This is a genomic window from Bacillus sp. RZ2MS9, assembly GCF_001816185.2.
Lineage (GTDB): Bacteria > Bacillota > Bacilli > Bacillales > Bacillaceae_G > Bacillus_A > Bacillus_A cereus.
Genome location: NZ_CP049978.1, coordinates 4032089 through 4047620 on the forward strand (window position 1 = coordinate 4032089; position 15532 = coordinate 4047620).

Here is a 15532-nt window from a genome sequence, read left to right on the forward strand (position 1 = left end):
AGCCCCTCCTTTAAGACATAAAAATTTTAAAGGTATACCTTATTAACCCAATGATATATGCACCAACAACCCCAAATACAATCACACTTCCTGCCAGTTTAAACATATTTGTAGCAATCCCTAGAACAACCCCTTCGCTCTTATGTTCTAAGGCAGCGCTCGCCATAGAATTTGCAAATCCTGTTACCGGTACCGCTGATCCTGCTCCAGCAAATTGACCGATTTTATCATATACACCACACCCTGTTAAAATCGCGGATAATAAAACAAGGGTTGCAACAGTTGGATTTCCTGCCTCTTGTTCACTGAAGTGAAAATAATGTATATAAAATTTCATCAATACTTCTCCAACTGTGCAAATGAGTCCACCTACAAGAAATGCTTTGATACAATTTAGTAAATAGTTTGGCTTTGGATGATACTCCTTCACTTTATTTATGTAATCATCCTTCAATTTCTGACTTGTCATTTATATACTGCCTCCTACTTTACGAAATAAATCCAGTGAAACAACGATCCTATTACTTTCCCAAGTACAAGAGCAACGAGCAAAACAATAATCTTCCCCTCTACCCCTACTCGTTTCGCTAAAATAGGCAGAACATTTAACACCTCTGTTAATGCCGCAGCAAGCATTCCAATGAACGTGCCACAAAATATCCCTAATATAACGAGCCAATATTGCGACGTTTGAAATGTAATGTTTTTCAAACTGCACCAAGCCCCTGTTAAAGTACCTGCAATAACTGCCCACTCAAAATATTGAATATGCTTTCCACTTCTCGTTAATTGGGCTAAACGGGGGATTATACCAAGTACAGCTAAAAATGCGACATATCCGCTACCTACCGCAATCCCTCCAGCTAAACCAATTAAAATAACAAATCCAGACTCAATCATCGGTAAGTTGTTTCATATTATCCTTGTTTTCATTAACGATTACATACTGATCAAGTGACTGTTGGTATTGAAACATCTCAACTTCTAGCGGACTCGGCTCTTCATTAATTCGCTTTTGAAATACATGATTAAAGAATAAAACCATCCCTAAGCCAAGACCTAAAGAATAAGGAATTTGAAATAAAAGTGGTTGCGCATTAAATTCTCCAGTAATCATGTAATATAACCGTTGATGTACTTGTTGCATACTTACATCTTCATGGAAATAAAAGATCGCAAGGGCCGCTCCAATGAAAAGTAACAGCCATACAAGCCCGAAAAAAATTGGGTGTGTCTTCTTTTTTTCGTATATAATTTCAACAAGAGTTTGTCCAGAACCGAGTAAATTAATTTGTAGATGAGATGCTTTCTGTTGAATAATCTCAATTACTTTCATAACATCAATTACAACATGCGTCTTATCATGCGCTGTTATTTTGTAAACTATCTCATTTTGTAACAACTCAACTACGGAAGAATCTCCGGCAAGTTGAGCAACATCGCCCAGCTTTACTTCATAAGTAGGAGAAACTTTTAAACGATTGCGCATTTTAATATAAATCGTTTGTTCCAACTTTCATTCACCCCTTCACTCTTCCTCGTAGTTGTAGTATGGTTATTGAATTTTTTTCTAATACAATTTTTTCATAAAAAAACATCTGCACCATTTCGGTACAGATGTTTTTTACTTATGCCTTTTTCTTAAATAAGTTTGCAATACTTAATGCAAGCCCTCCCCAAATGACTACTATTCCAATAACCATCATCATAATTGCTGATCCACTCATTATGAAACACCTCGATCTTTCCATTCTTTTTCAAGCTTGGCAGAATCCGAATGTATTTGTGCATTCCATTTCTTTAGACTAATAATTAGCGCAACGATAAGGAAGGCTGCTGCTATCGACCAACCATACGTTATAACAAACTCAGTCGGATAATCTCCATAATTCTTTTTAATATTTTGGATTGTACCATCAATTAGCATATACCCTAACATAAGCGGAGTAATAACGAGTAAACTCACTCTCCAAAACGTTCCTAATTTAATATCAGATACAAAGTTTGCATGATTTTGATAAACTGGTAAACGACGTAAAATGAGCCCTATCGTCACTACTTCCGCAAGTGCAATTGTAATTAATCCGAAATTATTAGCGAAATAGTCGACAACATCTAAGAACATAAGCCCACCACGTGTTGCAAATACAAGAGAAACTAACACGAGAAGGGTTCCCATAATTCCAATGGTTTTTTCCCGACTTAAACTGAATTTTTCAGATACAGCGGCAAAACATACTTCCGCGAGTGAAATAAGTGATGTGATTCCAGCAACCGTTAACGATAAGAAAAATAATACACCAAACAACGGTGACATCGGCAATTCATTAATAATTTGCGGAAATACTACGAACGCAAGCCCAACGCCAGCACTTGCTACTTTATCAACCGGTACTCCCATATTATTCGCCATAAATCCAAGAGCTGCAAAGACCCCAATACCTGCTAATAATTCAAATCCTGAGTTTGCAAATCCAGTAATAAAGGCATTATTTGTTGTATCCGAGTTTTTCGGTAAATAACTAGAATACGTAATCATAATTCCAAATGCTAAAGATAAACTAAAGAATATTTGACCATAAGCAGCAAGCCATACTTTCCCATCAAAAATACGACTCCAATCTGGTTTAAAGAATGCATCTAGTCCTTGCATAGCACCTTCCATCGTCACTGCACGAACGACGATAATAAGGAACATAACAACTAATAAAGGAATAAATATACGGTTAACAACTTCTATTCCTTTTTTAACTCCTTTAAATGCAACGCCAAGTACAATAATCCAAACGAGAGCTAATGGAATTAATACTTCCGGTACAAGTCCTCCAAATTGCCCTGGCTTATCTGCAACATGTAAGTACTCTTTAAATAAAAATGATTGCGTGTCTTTTCCCCATGCTCCAGTAATTGCAAAGTATGTATACGATATAGACCAAGCAATAATCACTGCATAATATGTTGAAACGATAAATGTTACGCACATTTGCCACCATCCAATAAATTCGGCACGCGGGCTAATACGGAAAAATGTAAGTGGTGCTGAACCACGATAACGATGACCAAGGGCAAACTCAAACGCTAACAATGAAATACCAGTCGTTAATAATGCAAATAAGTACGGTAAAAAGAATGCTCCTCCTCCATTTTCATACGCTGTATAAGGAAAACGCCATATGTTTCCTAATCCAACGGCAGATCCGACCGCTGCAAAAATAAATCCAGCTCTCGTTCCCCATTGTTGCCTCGTTTCCATGTTTCCTTCCCCCTTTATGACAAGTTCATACTTGGATTATATTTTAAATTAACTAAATTATCAATAAATTCTGTTAATTTTTGCGAAAATTAACATCTCTCTCCTATTAACGGCATAAAAAAATCGAATAGACAATTATTCGTCTATTCGATCTTTCATCTGTTTTAATATTTTCTTTTCAAGTCTTGAAACTTGTACTTGCGAAATGCCTATGCGCTCTGCTACTTCTGACTGTGTTTGATCTTTATAGTAACGCAAGTATACAATTAAGCGCTCTCGTTCATCTAGTTCTCTAATCGCTTCTTTTAAAGCAATTTTATCGAACCATTTCGCTTCAGATTGATCTGCAATTTGATCTAAAATAGTGATTGGATCTCCATCGTTTTCATATACAGTTTCATGTATAGACGAAGGGGCCCGGCTCGCTTCTTGTGCTAGAACAACTTCCTCTGGCGTTAGTTCTAGTGCCTCTGCCACTTCATTAATCGTTGGAGCCCTTCCGAATTCTTTCGAAAGCTCATCTCTCATCTTTCGAATTTTGTTTCCTGTTTCTTTTAAAGACCTACTAACTTTCACTGATCCATCATCACGTAAGAAACGTTGTATTTCACCAATAATCATTGGAACTGCATATGTTGAAAATTTCACGTCGAAAGATAAATCAAATTTATCTACCGATTTCAAGAGCCCAATACATCCAATTTGAAATAGGTCGTCTGGTTCGTATCCTCGATTAAGAAACCGCTGTACAACCGACCAAACGAGGCGCATATTACTTTGAACGATTGTATCTCTCGCTTGTTGATCTCCATCTTGACTTTTTTGAATTAACGCTTTTAGCTCGTGGTCCTTTAACTGAGGTTTCTTCTTCTCATTTTTGACCTCTATGTCCATAGGCTATTCTCCTTAATTGCATAGAGCGTTACTATTTGATAAGTATTTTGTCAAATGGATTGTTGTCCCGAAAGATTCGTTTGAAATAACTTCTACTTCATCCATAAAATTTTCCATGATAGTAAATCCCATTCCGGAACGCTCTAATTCAGGTTTAGTTGTAAAAAGGGGTTGTCTCGCTTCATCTAAGTTAAAGATTCCAATCCCTTCATCTCGAATCGTGAGTTTCACCATTGCTTCTTCCAAAATTACAGAAATATAAACAATACCTTCTGCATTTCCTTCGTATCCATGAATAATTGCATTTGTAACCGCTTCTGACACAACTGTTTTAATCTCCGTTAATTCTTCCATCGTTGGATCTAGTTGTGCAATGAAAGCCGCTACTGTAACGCGAGCGAACGATTCATTTTGACTTAATGCTGAAAATTGAAGGTTCATTTCATTTCTCATCTATGCCACCCCCAACGTCGCGAGCGCGTGCGCTTCACTTTCTTCTAAGCGAACGATTTTGAATAAGCCCGACATTTCAAATAAACGCTTAACAGGCGGTGAAATTGCACAAACAACCATTTCTCCACCTAATCCCTTTACGTGTTTATATCGGCCTAATATAACACCTAGACCAGAACTATCCATAAAAGATAAGTTCTCTAGGCTCAAAACAATATGATGAACACCATGTGTCTCAATCATATCTGTTACTTTCGTTCGCAACTCTTCAGCCGTATGATGATCTAATTCACCCTCTAGTCTCACACATAGGACGTCACGTTTTACTTCTAATTGCATGGAAAGACTCACACGATTTCCTCCTTATGCTCAAACTTTACTTATTCACATACATAAAGATTTTCGTGATACAAAATAAGAATCCTTCCTGCTGACAAAAGAAGAACTATTTCGTCATAAAGTGAAACCTTTCAGCATTATTCACTTACATACGAATAGAAAAGCGGCAAAATATTTGCCGCTATTTTGATGTTGAAAACATCCCAAAACTTCTTTTAAATAACTCCCACCAGCTCGCTGCAGCAACATCTTCTTTTGCTACAATTGTTTGTTTTAATAAAACATCTTTATCTTTTTTAATAACAAGTGTACCAAGCGCGTCACCTTTTTTAATCGGTGCTTTTACTTTCTTTTCAGCAATTACTTCTTGTTTTACCTTGTCCATATTCTCGCCCTTCTTCATAAGAAGAGAAACATTATCTGATGCAACTAAATCTACTTTTTCTTTTTTCCCTTTCCCTACTTGAACTGTCTTAATTTTTTCGCCGCGCGTATACAATTTCTTTGTCATATATTGACCAAATGCGTAGTCAAGAAGCTTCGTCACTTGGTTGTTCCGTTCTTTTGATGTTGGTGCTCCCATGACAACTGAAATGACACGCATGCCATTTTTTTCAGCCGATGCTGTTAAACAATATTTCGCTTCTGTCGTAAAACCTGTTTTTACTCCATCTACGCCAGGATAAAAACGTACTAGCTTATTCGTATTAACGAGCCAAAACTTTTTATCCGTATCTTCACGTAAATAATCTTCGTACTTACCTGTGTATTTACGAATAAGTGGATACTTCATCAATTCTCTCGCCATTATAGCCATATCATTTGCTGTCGAATAATGGTCTTTGGCCGGAAGACCTGTTGGGTTTTGAAAATGTGTATTTTTCAGCCCTAGATCTTTCGCCTTTTTGTTCATCATATTTACAAATCCTTCTTCTGAACCTGCGATATGCTCGGCTACTGCAACAGATGCGTCATTTCCAGATGCAATTGCAATACCCTTTAACATCTCGTTTACAGTCATCTCTTCCCCAGGTTCTAAAAAGATTTGCGATCCACCCATTGAAGCTGCATGTTCGCTCGCTCTAACTTTATCGGTCAGTTTTAGTTTTCCTTTTTCAACTTGTTCCATAATTAAAAGCATTGTCATAATCTTTGTCATACTAGCAGGTGGTAATTTTTCATTTGGGTTTTTATCAAATAAAACTTTACCTGTATCTTGCTCAATTACGATTGCTGACGACGATTGTTCCGCTAACTTCGGTGTTGTTTCTTCTGTTTTCTCCTGCTTCGTTTTCTCAGATTGTGCGAAACTCACTGAAGTTCCAGAAAGCAATAACATGAAACAAACAAGTATTCCAAAAACTCGCTTCATGACTAACCCTCCATTCTATATCAGACCTATTTTTTCCAATTTACCTTTTTTTAATACCAAATTTTTCTAACATTTTCAGTTGACAAATACATTCGTCCCCTATATTGTATTAAGTGTATTACATACAGTAGTACACTTAATACATATGAGGAAGGAGACATTGCTCTTGCATATTCAACTTGACCCAAGAAGCAACACTCCGATATGGGAACAAATTGTTCAAAATATAAAAGAACTCGTATTGAAAAACATGTTGGCTCCAAGTGATAAACTTCCTTCTGTACGCGAACTCGCTTCTTTACTCGTTATAAATCCAAATACAGTGAGTAAAGCGTATCAAGAGTTAGAGCGACAAGGAATTATTGAAACGTTACGAGGAAAAGGAACATTTGTATCCCAATCGATTACCCCAACATTAGACGAAAGGAAAATCGCTATGGTTGAAAAGCAATTTCATCAATTACTATTAGAAGCCTCTTATCTTGGTATTACGAAAGATAAAATTCATGATTGGATAGATTCATACTATAAAGAGATTGGAGGGAATACGGATGTTGAAAGTGACAAACTTGAAGAAAACAATTGATAATCAAACAATTTTAGACGATGTTTCTTTCACATTGCAAAGAGGGAGTATCATCGGATTACTCGGAAGAAACGGTGCGGGGAAAACAACTTTATTGCGAACGATGGTCGGTATTTTAGACCCAGACGAGGGAACTGTTACATATGAAGATACAAACATTCATCAGTTTCCTGAAATAAAGCAAAGAATTGTATATGTTCCTGATTCTACTAATATACTGAACGGCTATACGATAAAAGAAATCGTAAAGTTTTATAAAGAAGTTTATACCGCATTTGATGAAACACATTTCTATGAACTGTTAGAACGTTTTAACTTACCAAATAAACGAATTCGTAGTTATTCAAAAGGAATGAAAGCACTGCTCGCCATCATTTTAGCCGTTTCTACAAAGGCAGAATATATCATTTTAGATGAACCGACAAATGGACTTGATCCTATCGTGAAAAGGAAAATTTTACAGTTTCTCGTTGGAGAAGTTGCAGAAAAAGAGATTACCATTTTCATCTCCACTCACCATTTAGATGAAGTAGAACAAATTGCAGATACAATTATTATATTAAAAGGCCATACTATCTCGTCTATTACATCACTAGACGATGCAAAATCACGATTTGCTAAAATACAAGTTGCTTATGAACGTTCACTACCTCAAAAACTAGAAAACTTAAGCAATATTAAAATATTAAATCAAACAGGAAAAGTATATACAATCTTAATTGAGGGAAATGTGGCAGCTACATTAGAAAAGTTTCATAAAGAACAGCCACTGCTCATTGAAGAATTAGCCATGTCGCTCGAAGATATTTTTATCACAACGTTTGAGGAGGATTCGCATGTTTCATAAAGCTTTATGGATAAGGCAATGGAAGCAAGGAAAATATATAATTCTATTATTTTGGTTAACTAGTTTATATCAACTACCTTATAAATATTATCAAGAAGCGCAAATGCAACTAAAACTATCAAAAATGAAGTTTGGTGACTATGCATATTACTACTCCTACTATTTTCAGACATCTGATGGTGCCGTCTTCTTTCAAGGAGCTACTCTAATTGCACTCGCTTGTCTTTTAATTGGATGGGAACGTAATAATCAATCAACTGATTTTCTATTCTCGATGCCTTTTAAACGAAAGGATATTTTTTTAACAAAATGGTGGCTTGGTGTTTTGAATATTATTACAGTACAAATTGTTTGCTGGATTAGCATGTACGGAATAAAGAACATGTCGTTTCACAATGAGTATCAAACCTTCGCTCCGTTCTATAGTTACTTTCTATATGCTACCGTTGTACTTATCGCTATTTATACATTCGCCTTATTTATCGGGACTCTTACTGGACATATATTTTCTCAAAGTATTTTAACTATCATTCTATTATTTTTACCATACGGTTTTGGATTGTTAATTTCCGGATTCATTTATTCACACACACAATGGTCTGTAGATGCAATGGGAGAAATAGAGCACCATACTCATGAGTACTTACAACATATAGGTATCATTTCACCATTAGAATATTTTTCTATTACTTATGATTACCACCCGATAGAAACATTTGATGACTATGGCAATAAACTTCCCAGTGTATCACAGGACAATCCTACGGAGCGTATTTCTGTACCTTCTCCTTGGACACTATTAACACCATTTGCTTACATCATTACCTTTTTATCAATATCAACCTTTCTATACACACGTACACCGAACGAACAAAGTGGAAAAATACTATTGTTTCCTAACTTGCAAAAATGGTTCATAATTTGCACTGTTCTATGCTTCGGACTACTTGGTGGTAGAATATTAGGCGGACGAGATGCACTTCTGTCTTATTATGTTGGATTTTTCCTATTCGCTACCATAAGTTACTTCATTTTTACACGTCTATTAAAATTGAAGTTTGCTTTTGGAGGGAAATAAACATACATTAAGGTGATGAATACATGTTTCAAAAAGCATTATAGATGTGAAACTATAAAAACGGAACAATGGCATTAATAGAAGCTGACAAAAGAAAGATGTTATGAATTATTTAACTCTTATATGAACTAAATAAAAAGGCATTGCATAAGAGCAATGCTTTTTATTATATATGTCCCTATCTAAATAAAGAGGTTATTTCACATTCTCTCTCCTATCCCCATACACCATCTCTTCTTTCATCCCAAATCCATCACCATTTTGCACAATTTGCTCTGTCGGTGCAACTACACTTTCAGCAATTTTCCATTCCCCACGCTCTTTCACAAATACTTGTAGAAAATAGTTCATGCCATCTAATTGATATGCATTTTCTTTTTTCACATTATAGTGAATCGCAATGTAGTACACTTGAATATTTTCTTTTCCTATTTTTGATACGTATTGCGATAGTCTCGGTATATAGAGTGCTGCTTTCTGAAAAGATAGTTGTTTCGCTTTAACAAGCGATGAACTTGTTACATTACGTAATGTGTCCTGATTACGAATATTATCGCTATGGTGGAATAATACTGCGTTTTGCATAGAACGAACCCATAATTTCGAATATAAGACTGTATTATCGGTTTCAATGTACTTCACTTCTTTTCGTACCACTTGGATAGGCGTATCTGCGTACGTAAATGTTTGAAAATAGAAAAAACCACCAAATAAAATGGTAAGTGCAGCAATATATTTCATAATCTTTCCTCCGATCTTTTAATTAAAGTATCGGAGTTTCAAAATATTTTTATTCAAAAGAAAAAGGATAGGAATGCTTTCGCTTCCTATCCTCATTTATTATAATACGCGGCCAAATAGTTCTAAGACCATTTCTATTTCTTGGTCGCTCCAACCTTTAAATCTCTCTTTATAATATTCTTTACGCACAGCTTCAAGTTTTTCAGTTACTTCTCTTCCGTGCTCTGTAATTTCTAAATACACGATTCGACGATCTGAATTAGAACGTTTTCTTTCTACTAATCCTTTTCGTACGAGACGATCTGTAACAGCTGTAATATGACTGGAGGTTACGTTTACTTCACTCGCAATTTGCGAAGCCATCTGTGGACTCTTTAAAAATAACGCACGTAATACAGAAAATTCATTATATGGCATATGTTCTGCAAAACGTGTATTAATATCATTTTGTAATAAACGTATCATTTTTCGAAATGATGCAGATAAATCTAAAATCAGCGTTTCTCTTTTTTCGTTCAATAGCCTCGTCCCTTTTTTATCATATTTACACATATTATAATCTATAAATACCTATGTTGTACATGCTTTCTTTCCTCAACATTCTCATTTATGTAACTTTTTTCATATAAATTTCTTTTTTGTTCACACATATACATATAAAAAGGATGGTGATGGAAAATGCAGGGTGGAATGAATCCTTATTTACACAACGTACGCACAGCTAATACTGGTAAAGAAGCTACTATTACTGTACAAGGCGAAGGCGTTGTCAAAGCAAAACCGAATGTTGTTATATTAACGCTTGGCATTCGAACAGATGATAAAAATGTAAAACAGGCTCAAGAAGAAAATGCAGTGCAATCCAAACAATTGCTGGATGCACTTAAACAGCTTGGTATTGCCGATAAAGATATAGAAACGATTTCTTATACAATTACTCCTCAATACGAATATGTAAATGATAAAGCATTGCTACAAGGATACCGCGTGGAGCATTTGTATGAAATTACCGTTTTAAATGTACAAAAAGCTGGGGAAGTATATGATATAGCCGTTTCAAATGGCGCAAATGTAGCAAAAGGTTTACGTTTCCGAGTATCTCATCCAAATAAATATTATGAGCAAGCTCTCATTCAAGCTCTGCACCAAGCAGTAGAAAAAGCTCGTGCTATTGCGAGTACATATAATTTAAATATTAATCCTGTTCCCCTCTCATTCGTTGAAGAATCTGCCCAATTACCACGGGAGGTTACGTCTTATGCTACTTTACATGCGCAAGCAGCCCCTCCCATTCAATCGGGTGAATTAGAAATCATTTCATCCATACGGGCTATTTTTACGTATTTATAACGAATTCTCTTTACAAGTAAACGTTATCATTTTACTTGTTGTAAAAACATGATGTTCTGATATAATAAAGAACGGTGAGCTCTTACATAAGAGATATCACGGGTGGGAGAGGGATATGAAAAAGAAGGTTTAACATGAAAGGAATACTTGAAAGAACATTTAAATTAGGTTTACACGAAACATCACCAAAACAAGAAGTATTAGCTGGAGTTACGTCATTTTTCACAATCGTATATATTATGATTGTAAATGCGTCAATCTTATCAGATGCTGGTATTCCTCTTGAAGCTGGAATTTTAGCAACTGTTTTTAGTTCATTTGTCGGATGTCTACTCATGGCATTTTGGGCAAATGCACCTGCTATTCTTGTCCCGGGTATGGGTGTAAATGCATTCTTCACGTACACAGCTGTGCATACGCTTGGACTAACTTGGCAAGAAGCATTGGCTGCTGTCTTTATCTCTGGTATTATTTTTGCAATTGCCGCTTTTACACCAATCGCTCGCGTGCTATCAGTATCAATTCCAAAGTCATTAAAGGAAGCGATTACTGTCGGCATCGGATTATTTTTAGCGTTTATCGGATTGCAAAAAGGTGGTTTAGTCGTTTCGAACCCAAATACTGCTGTGGCAATGGGGAAATTAAGTAATCCTGTCGTTCTTGCGACATTACTTACTCTTATCATTGCACTTGTATTATTTATTCGTAACGTACGTGGAAACTTTTTATGGACGATTGCAATAGGAACTGGTATCGCCTGGCTATTTGGTCTTGTGGATACGAGTCAAGTGGGAAGTAGTTCATTCTCATTCGCTAATTACGGTGATGTGTTTGGAGCTATGTCATTTGGGAAACTTTCTTCCTTACCATTTTGGATTGCAACATTCTCTTTAAGCATGGTGCTTATCTTTGAGAACATGGGACTTCTGCACGGTTTATTAGAAGATGATCGTAAATTCCCACGTGCTTACCAAGCCAATGCAATTTCAGCAATGACATGTGGTCTATTTGGCACAAGTCCTACCGTTTCAACAGTAGAAAGTGCCGCAGGTATTACTGCAGGTGGTAAGACAGGTCTGACGTCTATCGTTACTGGGTTGCTATTCTTTGCATCACTGTTTGCTCTTCCATTTGTCAAATTAATTCCTGATAGTGCCATTGCACCAATCTTAATTATTATTGGCGGTCTGATGATTACAAGCATTCAACAAATTCCTCTGAATGACTTTTCAGAAGGATTTCCAGCATTCTTAATTATCGTTATGATCCCGCTCACATATAGTATCGCTGATGGCATTGCGTTCGGATTTATTGCTTACCCTATCTTAAAAGTTGCTCTTGGAAAGCGTAAAGAAGTCGCACCATCTATGTATATCATTACATGCTTATTCTTAGCTATGTTTGTATTACATGCTATTGGTTAAAAAAAACACCGAGGAAATCCTCGGTGTTTTTTTACTTAAACCATCCTTTTTTATAAAACCAGGCCATCATTCCGCCGCCAATTAGTGCCATAATAAGTAGACAAATAAAATAACTATATTGTCCACCAAGCTCTGGCATATGCGTAAAGTTCATTCCATATACTCCCGCAATAAATGTTAATGGCATGAAAATAGTCGAGAATACAGTTAATGTTTTCATAATGTTATTCATATGATGTGAGTTTAATGAAAAATAACTATCCCGAATATCTGCTGTTAACTCTCGGCTTGCCTCAATCATTTCTGTTAGTTTAAGCAAATGATCATGTATATCTTTAAAGTAAATTTCATGATCGCTTATACCGTAAAAACGAGTCGAATTTAAAATACGATATAATAAATCACGCATCGGAATAATTGTACGCCTTAGCTTTGATAAATCTGTACGTATATCAAATACCTCTTCTAATACACTTCCTGCTGTCTCCCCCGTTAAATTATCATCAATTGCATTTAAATGATCCTCAATGTAATATACAGGCGCAAAATAGTCATCTACAATTTGGTCGATAATTGTATGAGCTACGTGTAAAGGACTATTTTTAATACGCTTCTTTTCTCCAAGTGTTTTCCATACTCTTTCGATTGCATTGTTATGAGAAAAGTGGAAAGAAACAATATAACGATCACTAATAAATAAATCGATTTCGTGCGGTTCTAGTCCATCTTCCCCAAATGCATGAAGTACTAAAAAGTTATATCCATCATAAAAATCAACTTTTGGCCTCTGTACATATTCTATACAGTCTTCAATTGCAAGGGGATGGAACTTAAAATGGTCTTGCAGAATATATGTATACTCTTCTTTCGTTGGCTTATATAAATCTAGCCAATACCATACAATATGGTCTTTCTTTGTTTCTTCTAGAGAAACATCATATAATACTTCATCTGTTTTTGTTACTGCACAAATTCTAATCATAATTTCACCCATTATTATTATAAACAAAAAATAGTAAAAAAAGCCAAGGAGAAATCTCCTCAGCTTTTTTTTATTACTTCGTTACGATACCGTGTACTAAAGTTGGTGCATCTACGTGTTCTTTAGAGATCTTCATGTTCTCATAAATTTTCGCTTTTACATCTTCAACATTTTCGCGGTTTGCGTAAATTGTAACGAGAGATTCACCTTGCTTCACGCTATCGCCTACTTTTTTGCGCAGCATTAGACCAACTGCTAAATCAATTTCAGACTCTTTCGTTGCACGTCCTGCTCCTAAAAGCATTGCTGCTGTTCCGATTTCGTCTGCAACGATTTCTGATACATATCCGTCTTCTTTCGCTTCCACTTCAATTTTAAATTGTGCTTGTGGCAATTTAGAAGGGTCATCAACAACAGATGCGTCGCCGCCTTGCGCTGATAAGAACGTTTTAAATGATTCTAGCGCTTTTCCGTTGTTCATTACTTCAATTAGCTTTTCACGTGCATCTTCTAAAGATGAAGCTTGTCCAGCAAGGTACACCATTTGACTTCCAAGTGTTAAACATAGCTCTTCTAAATCTTTCGGCCCTTTACCTTGTAATGTATCAATTGCTTCTTGAACTTCTAATGCGTTACCGATAGCTTCACCGAGTGGTTGACTCATATCAGAAATAACTGCCATCGTGTTACGACCAACGTTATTACCGATACGTACCATTGCTTCTGCTAAACGTTTTGCATCTTCATCCGTTTTCATAAATGCACCTGCTCCAGTTTTTACATCAAGAACAATTGCATCTGCACCAGCAGCAATTTTTTTACTCATAATCGAACTTGCAATAAGCGGAATTGAGTTTACTGTTGCTGTCACATCACGAAGTGCATATAGCTTTTTATCAGCAGGTGTTAAGTTACCACTTTGACCGATAACAGCGATTTTGTTTTCATTTACAAGACGCATGAATTCATCGTTTTCAATTTCCACATGGAATCCTGGAACTGCTTCTAATTTATCAATTGTACCACCAGTATGTCCTAAACCGCGTCCAGACATTTTCGCTACTGGTACATCTAAAGCGGCTACTAATGGACCTAATACAAGTGTCGTTGTATCACCAACACCACCTGTTGAATGCTTATCTACTTTTACACCTTCAATAGCTGATAAGTCGATTGTATCACCGCTATTTACCATTGCCATCGTTAAATCGGCACGCTCTTGATCGTTCATATCTTGGAAGAAAATTGCCATTGCAAGTGAACTTACTTGATAATCAGGAATATCACCATTCGTATATCCTTCAACAATAAAGTTAATTTCTTCTGTCGTTAATGCATGTCCGTCACGTTTTTTTGCAATTAGGTCCACCATTCTCATTGTGAAGTCACCCCTTCATTTGTTTTACGATTGCTTTTACTAATGCTAAGAAGTTAGCTTTAACACGTTCTGTCGTTTCAATTACTTCATCGTGGTGAAGTGGTTGATCTAAAATACCAGCTGCCATATTTGAAATACAAGAAATACCTAACACTTTCATACCAGCATGACGCGCTACAATTACTTCAGGTACTGTTGACATACCAACTGCATCTCCGCCAAGTGTACGAAGCATACGAATTTCAGCAGGTGTTTCATATACAGGACCTGTCATTCCTACGTATACACCTTCTTGTACTTTAATATTTAAGTCTGCTGCAACTTGTTTCGCCATTTCGCGAAGTTCTACCGTATATGACGTAGACATATCAGGGAAACGTACGCCCATTTCAGAATCATTTGGTCCGATTAATGGATTCGTACCCATGAAGTTAATGTGGTCTGAAATTAACATAAGATCGCCTGGCTCAAATGATGTATTTACACCACCAGCTGCGTTTGTTACAACTACTGTTTCTACACCTAGTTCTTTCATAACACGAACTGGGAATGTTACTTTTTGCATGTCGTATCCTTCATAGAAGTGGAAACGTCCTTGCATTGCTACTACTGTTACACCTTGAAGTGTACCAAATACTAGTTGACCTGCATGGCCTTCTACAGTTGATACTGGGAATTCAGGGATTTCACTGTAAGGTACTGTTACTGCGTTCTCAATTTCGTCTGCTAATACACCTAGTCCTGATCCAAGGATTAGTCCTACTTGTGGTGTCTCTTGAAATTTCTCTTTTAAGTATGAAGCTGATTTTGTAATAAGTTCACGATTCATTTGTTT

General features: G+C 36.2%; 19 protein-coding genes. 5 read left to right on the plus strand and 14 right to left on the minus strand.

The window, feature by feature from the left end; all coding sequences use genetic code 11:
- Positions 1 to 10: 10 nt before the first annotated feature.
- The 9 genes from spoVAC to dacF all read right to left on the minus strand — a co-directional run bounded on the left by spoVAC (position 11) and on the right by dacF (position 6311).
- Positions 11 to 469, minus strand: coding sequence for a stage V sporulation protein AC (spoVAC, locus tag BHV55_RS20410; RefSeq protein ID WP_000203810.1), 459 nt, complete (start codon positions 467 to 469; stop codon positions 11 to 13).
- Positions 470 to 483: 14 nt separating this feature from the next.
- Positions 484 to 900, minus strand: a complete 417-nt coding sequence (gene spoVAB, locus BHV55_RS20415; protein WP_000572936.1) for a stage V sporulation protein SpoVAB — start codon at positions 898 to 900, stop codon at positions 484 to 486.
- Positions 893 to 1513: a stage V sporulation protein AA gene (locus BHV55_RS20420; RefSeq protein ID WP_070756934.1), complete on the minus strand. Its 621-nt coding sequence runs from the start codon at positions 1511 to 1513 to the stop codon at positions 893 to 895. Before BHV55_RS20420 ends, spoVAB begins: the two co-directional genes overlap by 8 nt.
- A 115-nt stretch (positions 1514 to 1628) precedes the next feature.
- Positions 1629 to 1727: a methionine/alanine import family NSS transporter small subunit gene (locus BHV55_RS20425; protein ID WP_000016826.1), complete on the minus strand. Its 99-nt coding sequence runs from the start codon at positions 1725 to 1727 to the stop codon at positions 1629 to 1631.
- Entirely contained in the window at positions 1727 to 3253 is a 1527-nt protein-coding gene (locus BHV55_RS20430) for a sodium-dependent transporter (RefSeq protein WP_070756935.1), read from the minus strand. Before BHV55_RS20430 ends, BHV55_RS20425 begins: the two co-directional genes overlap by 1 nt.
- Positions 3254 to 3388: 135 nt before the next feature.
- Complete coding sequence (gene sigF, locus BHV55_RS20435) at positions 3389 to 4147, minus strand: RNA polymerase sporulation sigma factor SigF (protein WP_000350728.1); 759 nt, start codon at positions 4145 to 4147, stop codon at positions 3389 to 3391.
- Between the two features lie 12 nt (positions 4148 to 4159).
- A complete protein-coding gene (gene spoIIAB, locus BHV55_RS20440) occupies positions 4160 to 4600 on the minus strand; it encodes an anti-sigma F factor (RefSeq protein WP_001243398.1) in 441 nt (146 codons plus the stop codon).
- Entirely contained in the window at positions 4601 to 4951 is a 351-nt protein-coding gene (gene spoIIAA / locus BHV55_RS20445) for an anti-sigma F factor antagonist (protein WP_000059135.1), read from the minus strand.
- Positions 4952 to 5120: 169 nt separating this feature from the next.
- Positions 5121 to 6311, minus strand: a complete 1191-nt coding sequence (dacF, locus tag BHV55_RS20450) for a serine-type D-Ala-D-Ala carboxypeptidase DacF (protein WP_070756936.1) — start codon at positions 6309 to 6311, stop codon at positions 5121 to 5123.
- Between the two features lie 166 nt (positions 6312 to 6477).
- On the opposite strand from dacF, the gene BHV55_RS20455 reads away from it, so the two are divergent.
- From BHV55_RS20455 to BHV55_RS20465, 3 genes are read left to right on the plus strand one after another with little or no spacing between them, the layout of a single operon-like run.
- Positions 6478 to 6897, plus strand: a complete 420-nt coding sequence (locus BHV55_RS20455; RefSeq protein ID WP_000548027.1) for a GntR family transcriptional regulator — start codon at positions 6478 to 6480, stop codon at positions 6895 to 6897.
- Positions 6863 to 7744 (plus strand): ABC transporter ATP-binding protein, encoded by an 882-nt coding sequence (locus BHV55_RS20460; RefSeq protein ID WP_044584825.1) that lies wholly within the window; start codon positions 6863 to 6865, stop codon positions 7742 to 7744. Before BHV55_RS20455 ends, BHV55_RS20460 begins: the two co-directional genes overlap by 35 nt.
- Positions 7734 to 8822 carry an ABC-2 transporter permease gene (locus BHV55_RS20465; RefSeq protein ID WP_070756937.1) on the plus strand — a complete coding sequence of 363 codons (1089 nt, stop codon included), beginning with the start codon at positions 7734 to 7736 and terminating at the stop codon, positions 8820 to 8822. The genes BHV55_RS20460 and BHV55_RS20465 overlap by 11 nt, the downstream gene beginning before the upstream one ends.
- 195 nt (positions 8823 to 9017) lie before the next feature.
- Here the strand turns inward: BHV55_RS20465 and BHV55_RS20470 are convergent, their stop codons facing one another.
- Positions 9018 to 9563, minus strand: coding sequence for a hypothetical protein (locus BHV55_RS20470; protein ID WP_000873785.1), 546 nt, complete (start codon positions 9561 to 9563; stop codon positions 9018 to 9020).
- 99 nt (positions 9564 to 9662) lie between these two features.
- A complete protein-coding gene (locus tag BHV55_RS20475; protein ID WP_001003305.1) occupies positions 9663 to 10082 on the minus strand; it encodes a MarR family winged helix-turn-helix transcriptional regulator in 420 nt (139 codons plus the stop codon).
- 159 nt (positions 10083 to 10241) lie between these two features.
- On the opposite strand from BHV55_RS20475, the gene BHV55_RS20480 reads away from it, so the two are divergent.
- Both BHV55_RS20480 and BHV55_RS20485 read left to right on the plus strand, forming a co-directional pair.
- A complete protein-coding gene (locus BHV55_RS20480) occupies positions 10242 to 10913 on the plus strand; it encodes an SIMPL domain-containing protein (RefSeq protein ID WP_001161448.1) in 672 nt (223 codons plus the stop codon).
- 134 nt (positions 10914 to 11047) lie between these two features.
- On the plus strand, positions 11048 to 12337 hold the full coding sequence (locus BHV55_RS20485) for an NCS2 family permease (RefSeq protein WP_000676242.1): 1290 nt from the start codon (positions 11048 to 11050) through the stop codon (positions 12335 to 12337).
- 31 nt (positions 12338 to 12368) lie between these two features.
- Here BHV55_RS20485 and corA read toward each other — a convergent pair whose 3' ends face one another.
- The 3 genes from corA to BHV55_RS20500 form a co-directional block, all read right to left on the minus strand.
- On the minus strand, positions 12369 to 13331 hold the full coding sequence (gene corA / locus BHV55_RS20490; protein WP_002005674.1) for a magnesium/cobalt transporter CorA: 963 nt from the start codon (positions 13329 to 13331) through the stop codon (positions 12369 to 12371).
- Between the two features lie 61 nt (positions 13332 to 13392).
- Positions 13393 to 14697 (minus strand): pyrimidine-nucleoside phosphorylase, encoded by a 1305-nt coding sequence (locus BHV55_RS20495; RefSeq protein WP_001243069.1) that lies wholly within the window; start codon positions 14695 to 14697, stop codon positions 13393 to 13395.
- 7 nt (positions 14698 to 14704) lie between these two features.
- A complete protein-coding gene (locus BHV55_RS20500) occupies positions 14705 to 15526 on the minus strand; it encodes a purine-nucleoside phosphorylase (protein WP_001078446.1) in 822 nt (273 codons plus the stop codon).
- Between the last annotated feature and the right edge of the window lie 6 nt (positions 15527 to 15532).

Excerpts from the sequence above, each read along its gene's own strand:
- spoVAC (WP_000203810.1), bottom strand. The coding sequence starts at position 469 with ATGACAAGTCAGAAATTGAAGGATGATTACATAAATAAAGTGAAGGAG.
- spoVAB (WP_000572936.1), bottom strand. The coding sequence starts at position 900 with ATGATTGAGTCTGGATTTGTTATTTTAATTGGTTTAGCTGGAGGGATT.
- BHV55_RS20425 (WP_000016826.1), bottom strand. The coding sequence starts at position 1,727 with ATGAGTGGATCAGCAATTATGATGATGGTTATTGGAATAGTAGTCATT.
- BHV55_RS20430 (WP_070756935.1), bottom strand. The coding sequence starts at position 3,253 with ATGGAAACGAGGCAACAATGGGGAACGAGAGCTGGATTTATTTTTGCA.
- sigF (WP_000350728.1), bottom strand. The coding sequence starts at position 4,147 with ATGGACATAGAGGTCAAAAATGAGAAGAAGAAACCTCAGTTAAAGGAC.
- spoIIAB (WP_001243398.1), bottom strand. The coding sequence starts at position 4,600 with ATGAGAAATGAAATGAACCTTCAATTTTCAGCATTAAGTCAAAATGAA.
- dacF (WP_070756936.1), bottom strand. The coding sequence starts at position 6,311 with ATGAAGCGAGTTTTTGGAATACTTGTTTGTTTCATGTTATTGCTTTCT.
- BHV55_RS20460 (WP_044584825.1), top strand. The coding sequence starts at position 6,863 with ATGTTGAAAGTGACAAACTTGAAGAAAACAATTGATAATCAAACAATT.
- BHV55_RS20465 (WP_070756937.1), top strand. The coding sequence starts at position 7,734 with ATGTTTCATAAAGCTTTATGGATAAGGCAATGGAAGCAAGGAAAATAT.
- BHV55_RS20470 (WP_000873785.1), bottom strand. The coding sequence starts at position 9,563 with ATGAAATATATTGCTGCACTTACCATTTTATTTGGTGGTTTTTTCTAT.
- BHV55_RS20480 (WP_001161448.1), top strand. The coding sequence starts at position 10,242 with ATGCAGGGTGGAATGAATCCTTATTTACACAACGTACGCACAGCTAAT.
- BHV55_RS20485 (WP_000676242.1), top strand. The coding sequence starts at position 11,048 with ATGAAAGGAATACTTGAAAGAACATTTAAATTAGGTTTACACGAAACA.
- corA (WP_002005674.1), bottom strand. The coding sequence starts at position 13,331 with ATGGGTGAAATTATGATTAGAATTTGTGCAGTAACAAAAACAGATGAA.
- BHV55_RS20495 (WP_001243069.1), bottom strand. The coding sequence starts at position 14,697 with ATGAGAATGGTGGACCTAATTGCAAAAAAACGTGACGGACATGCATTA.
- BHV55_RS20500 (WP_001078446.1), bottom strand. The coding sequence starts at position 15,526 with ATGAATCGTGAACTTATTACAAAATCAGCTTCATACTTAAAAGAGAAA.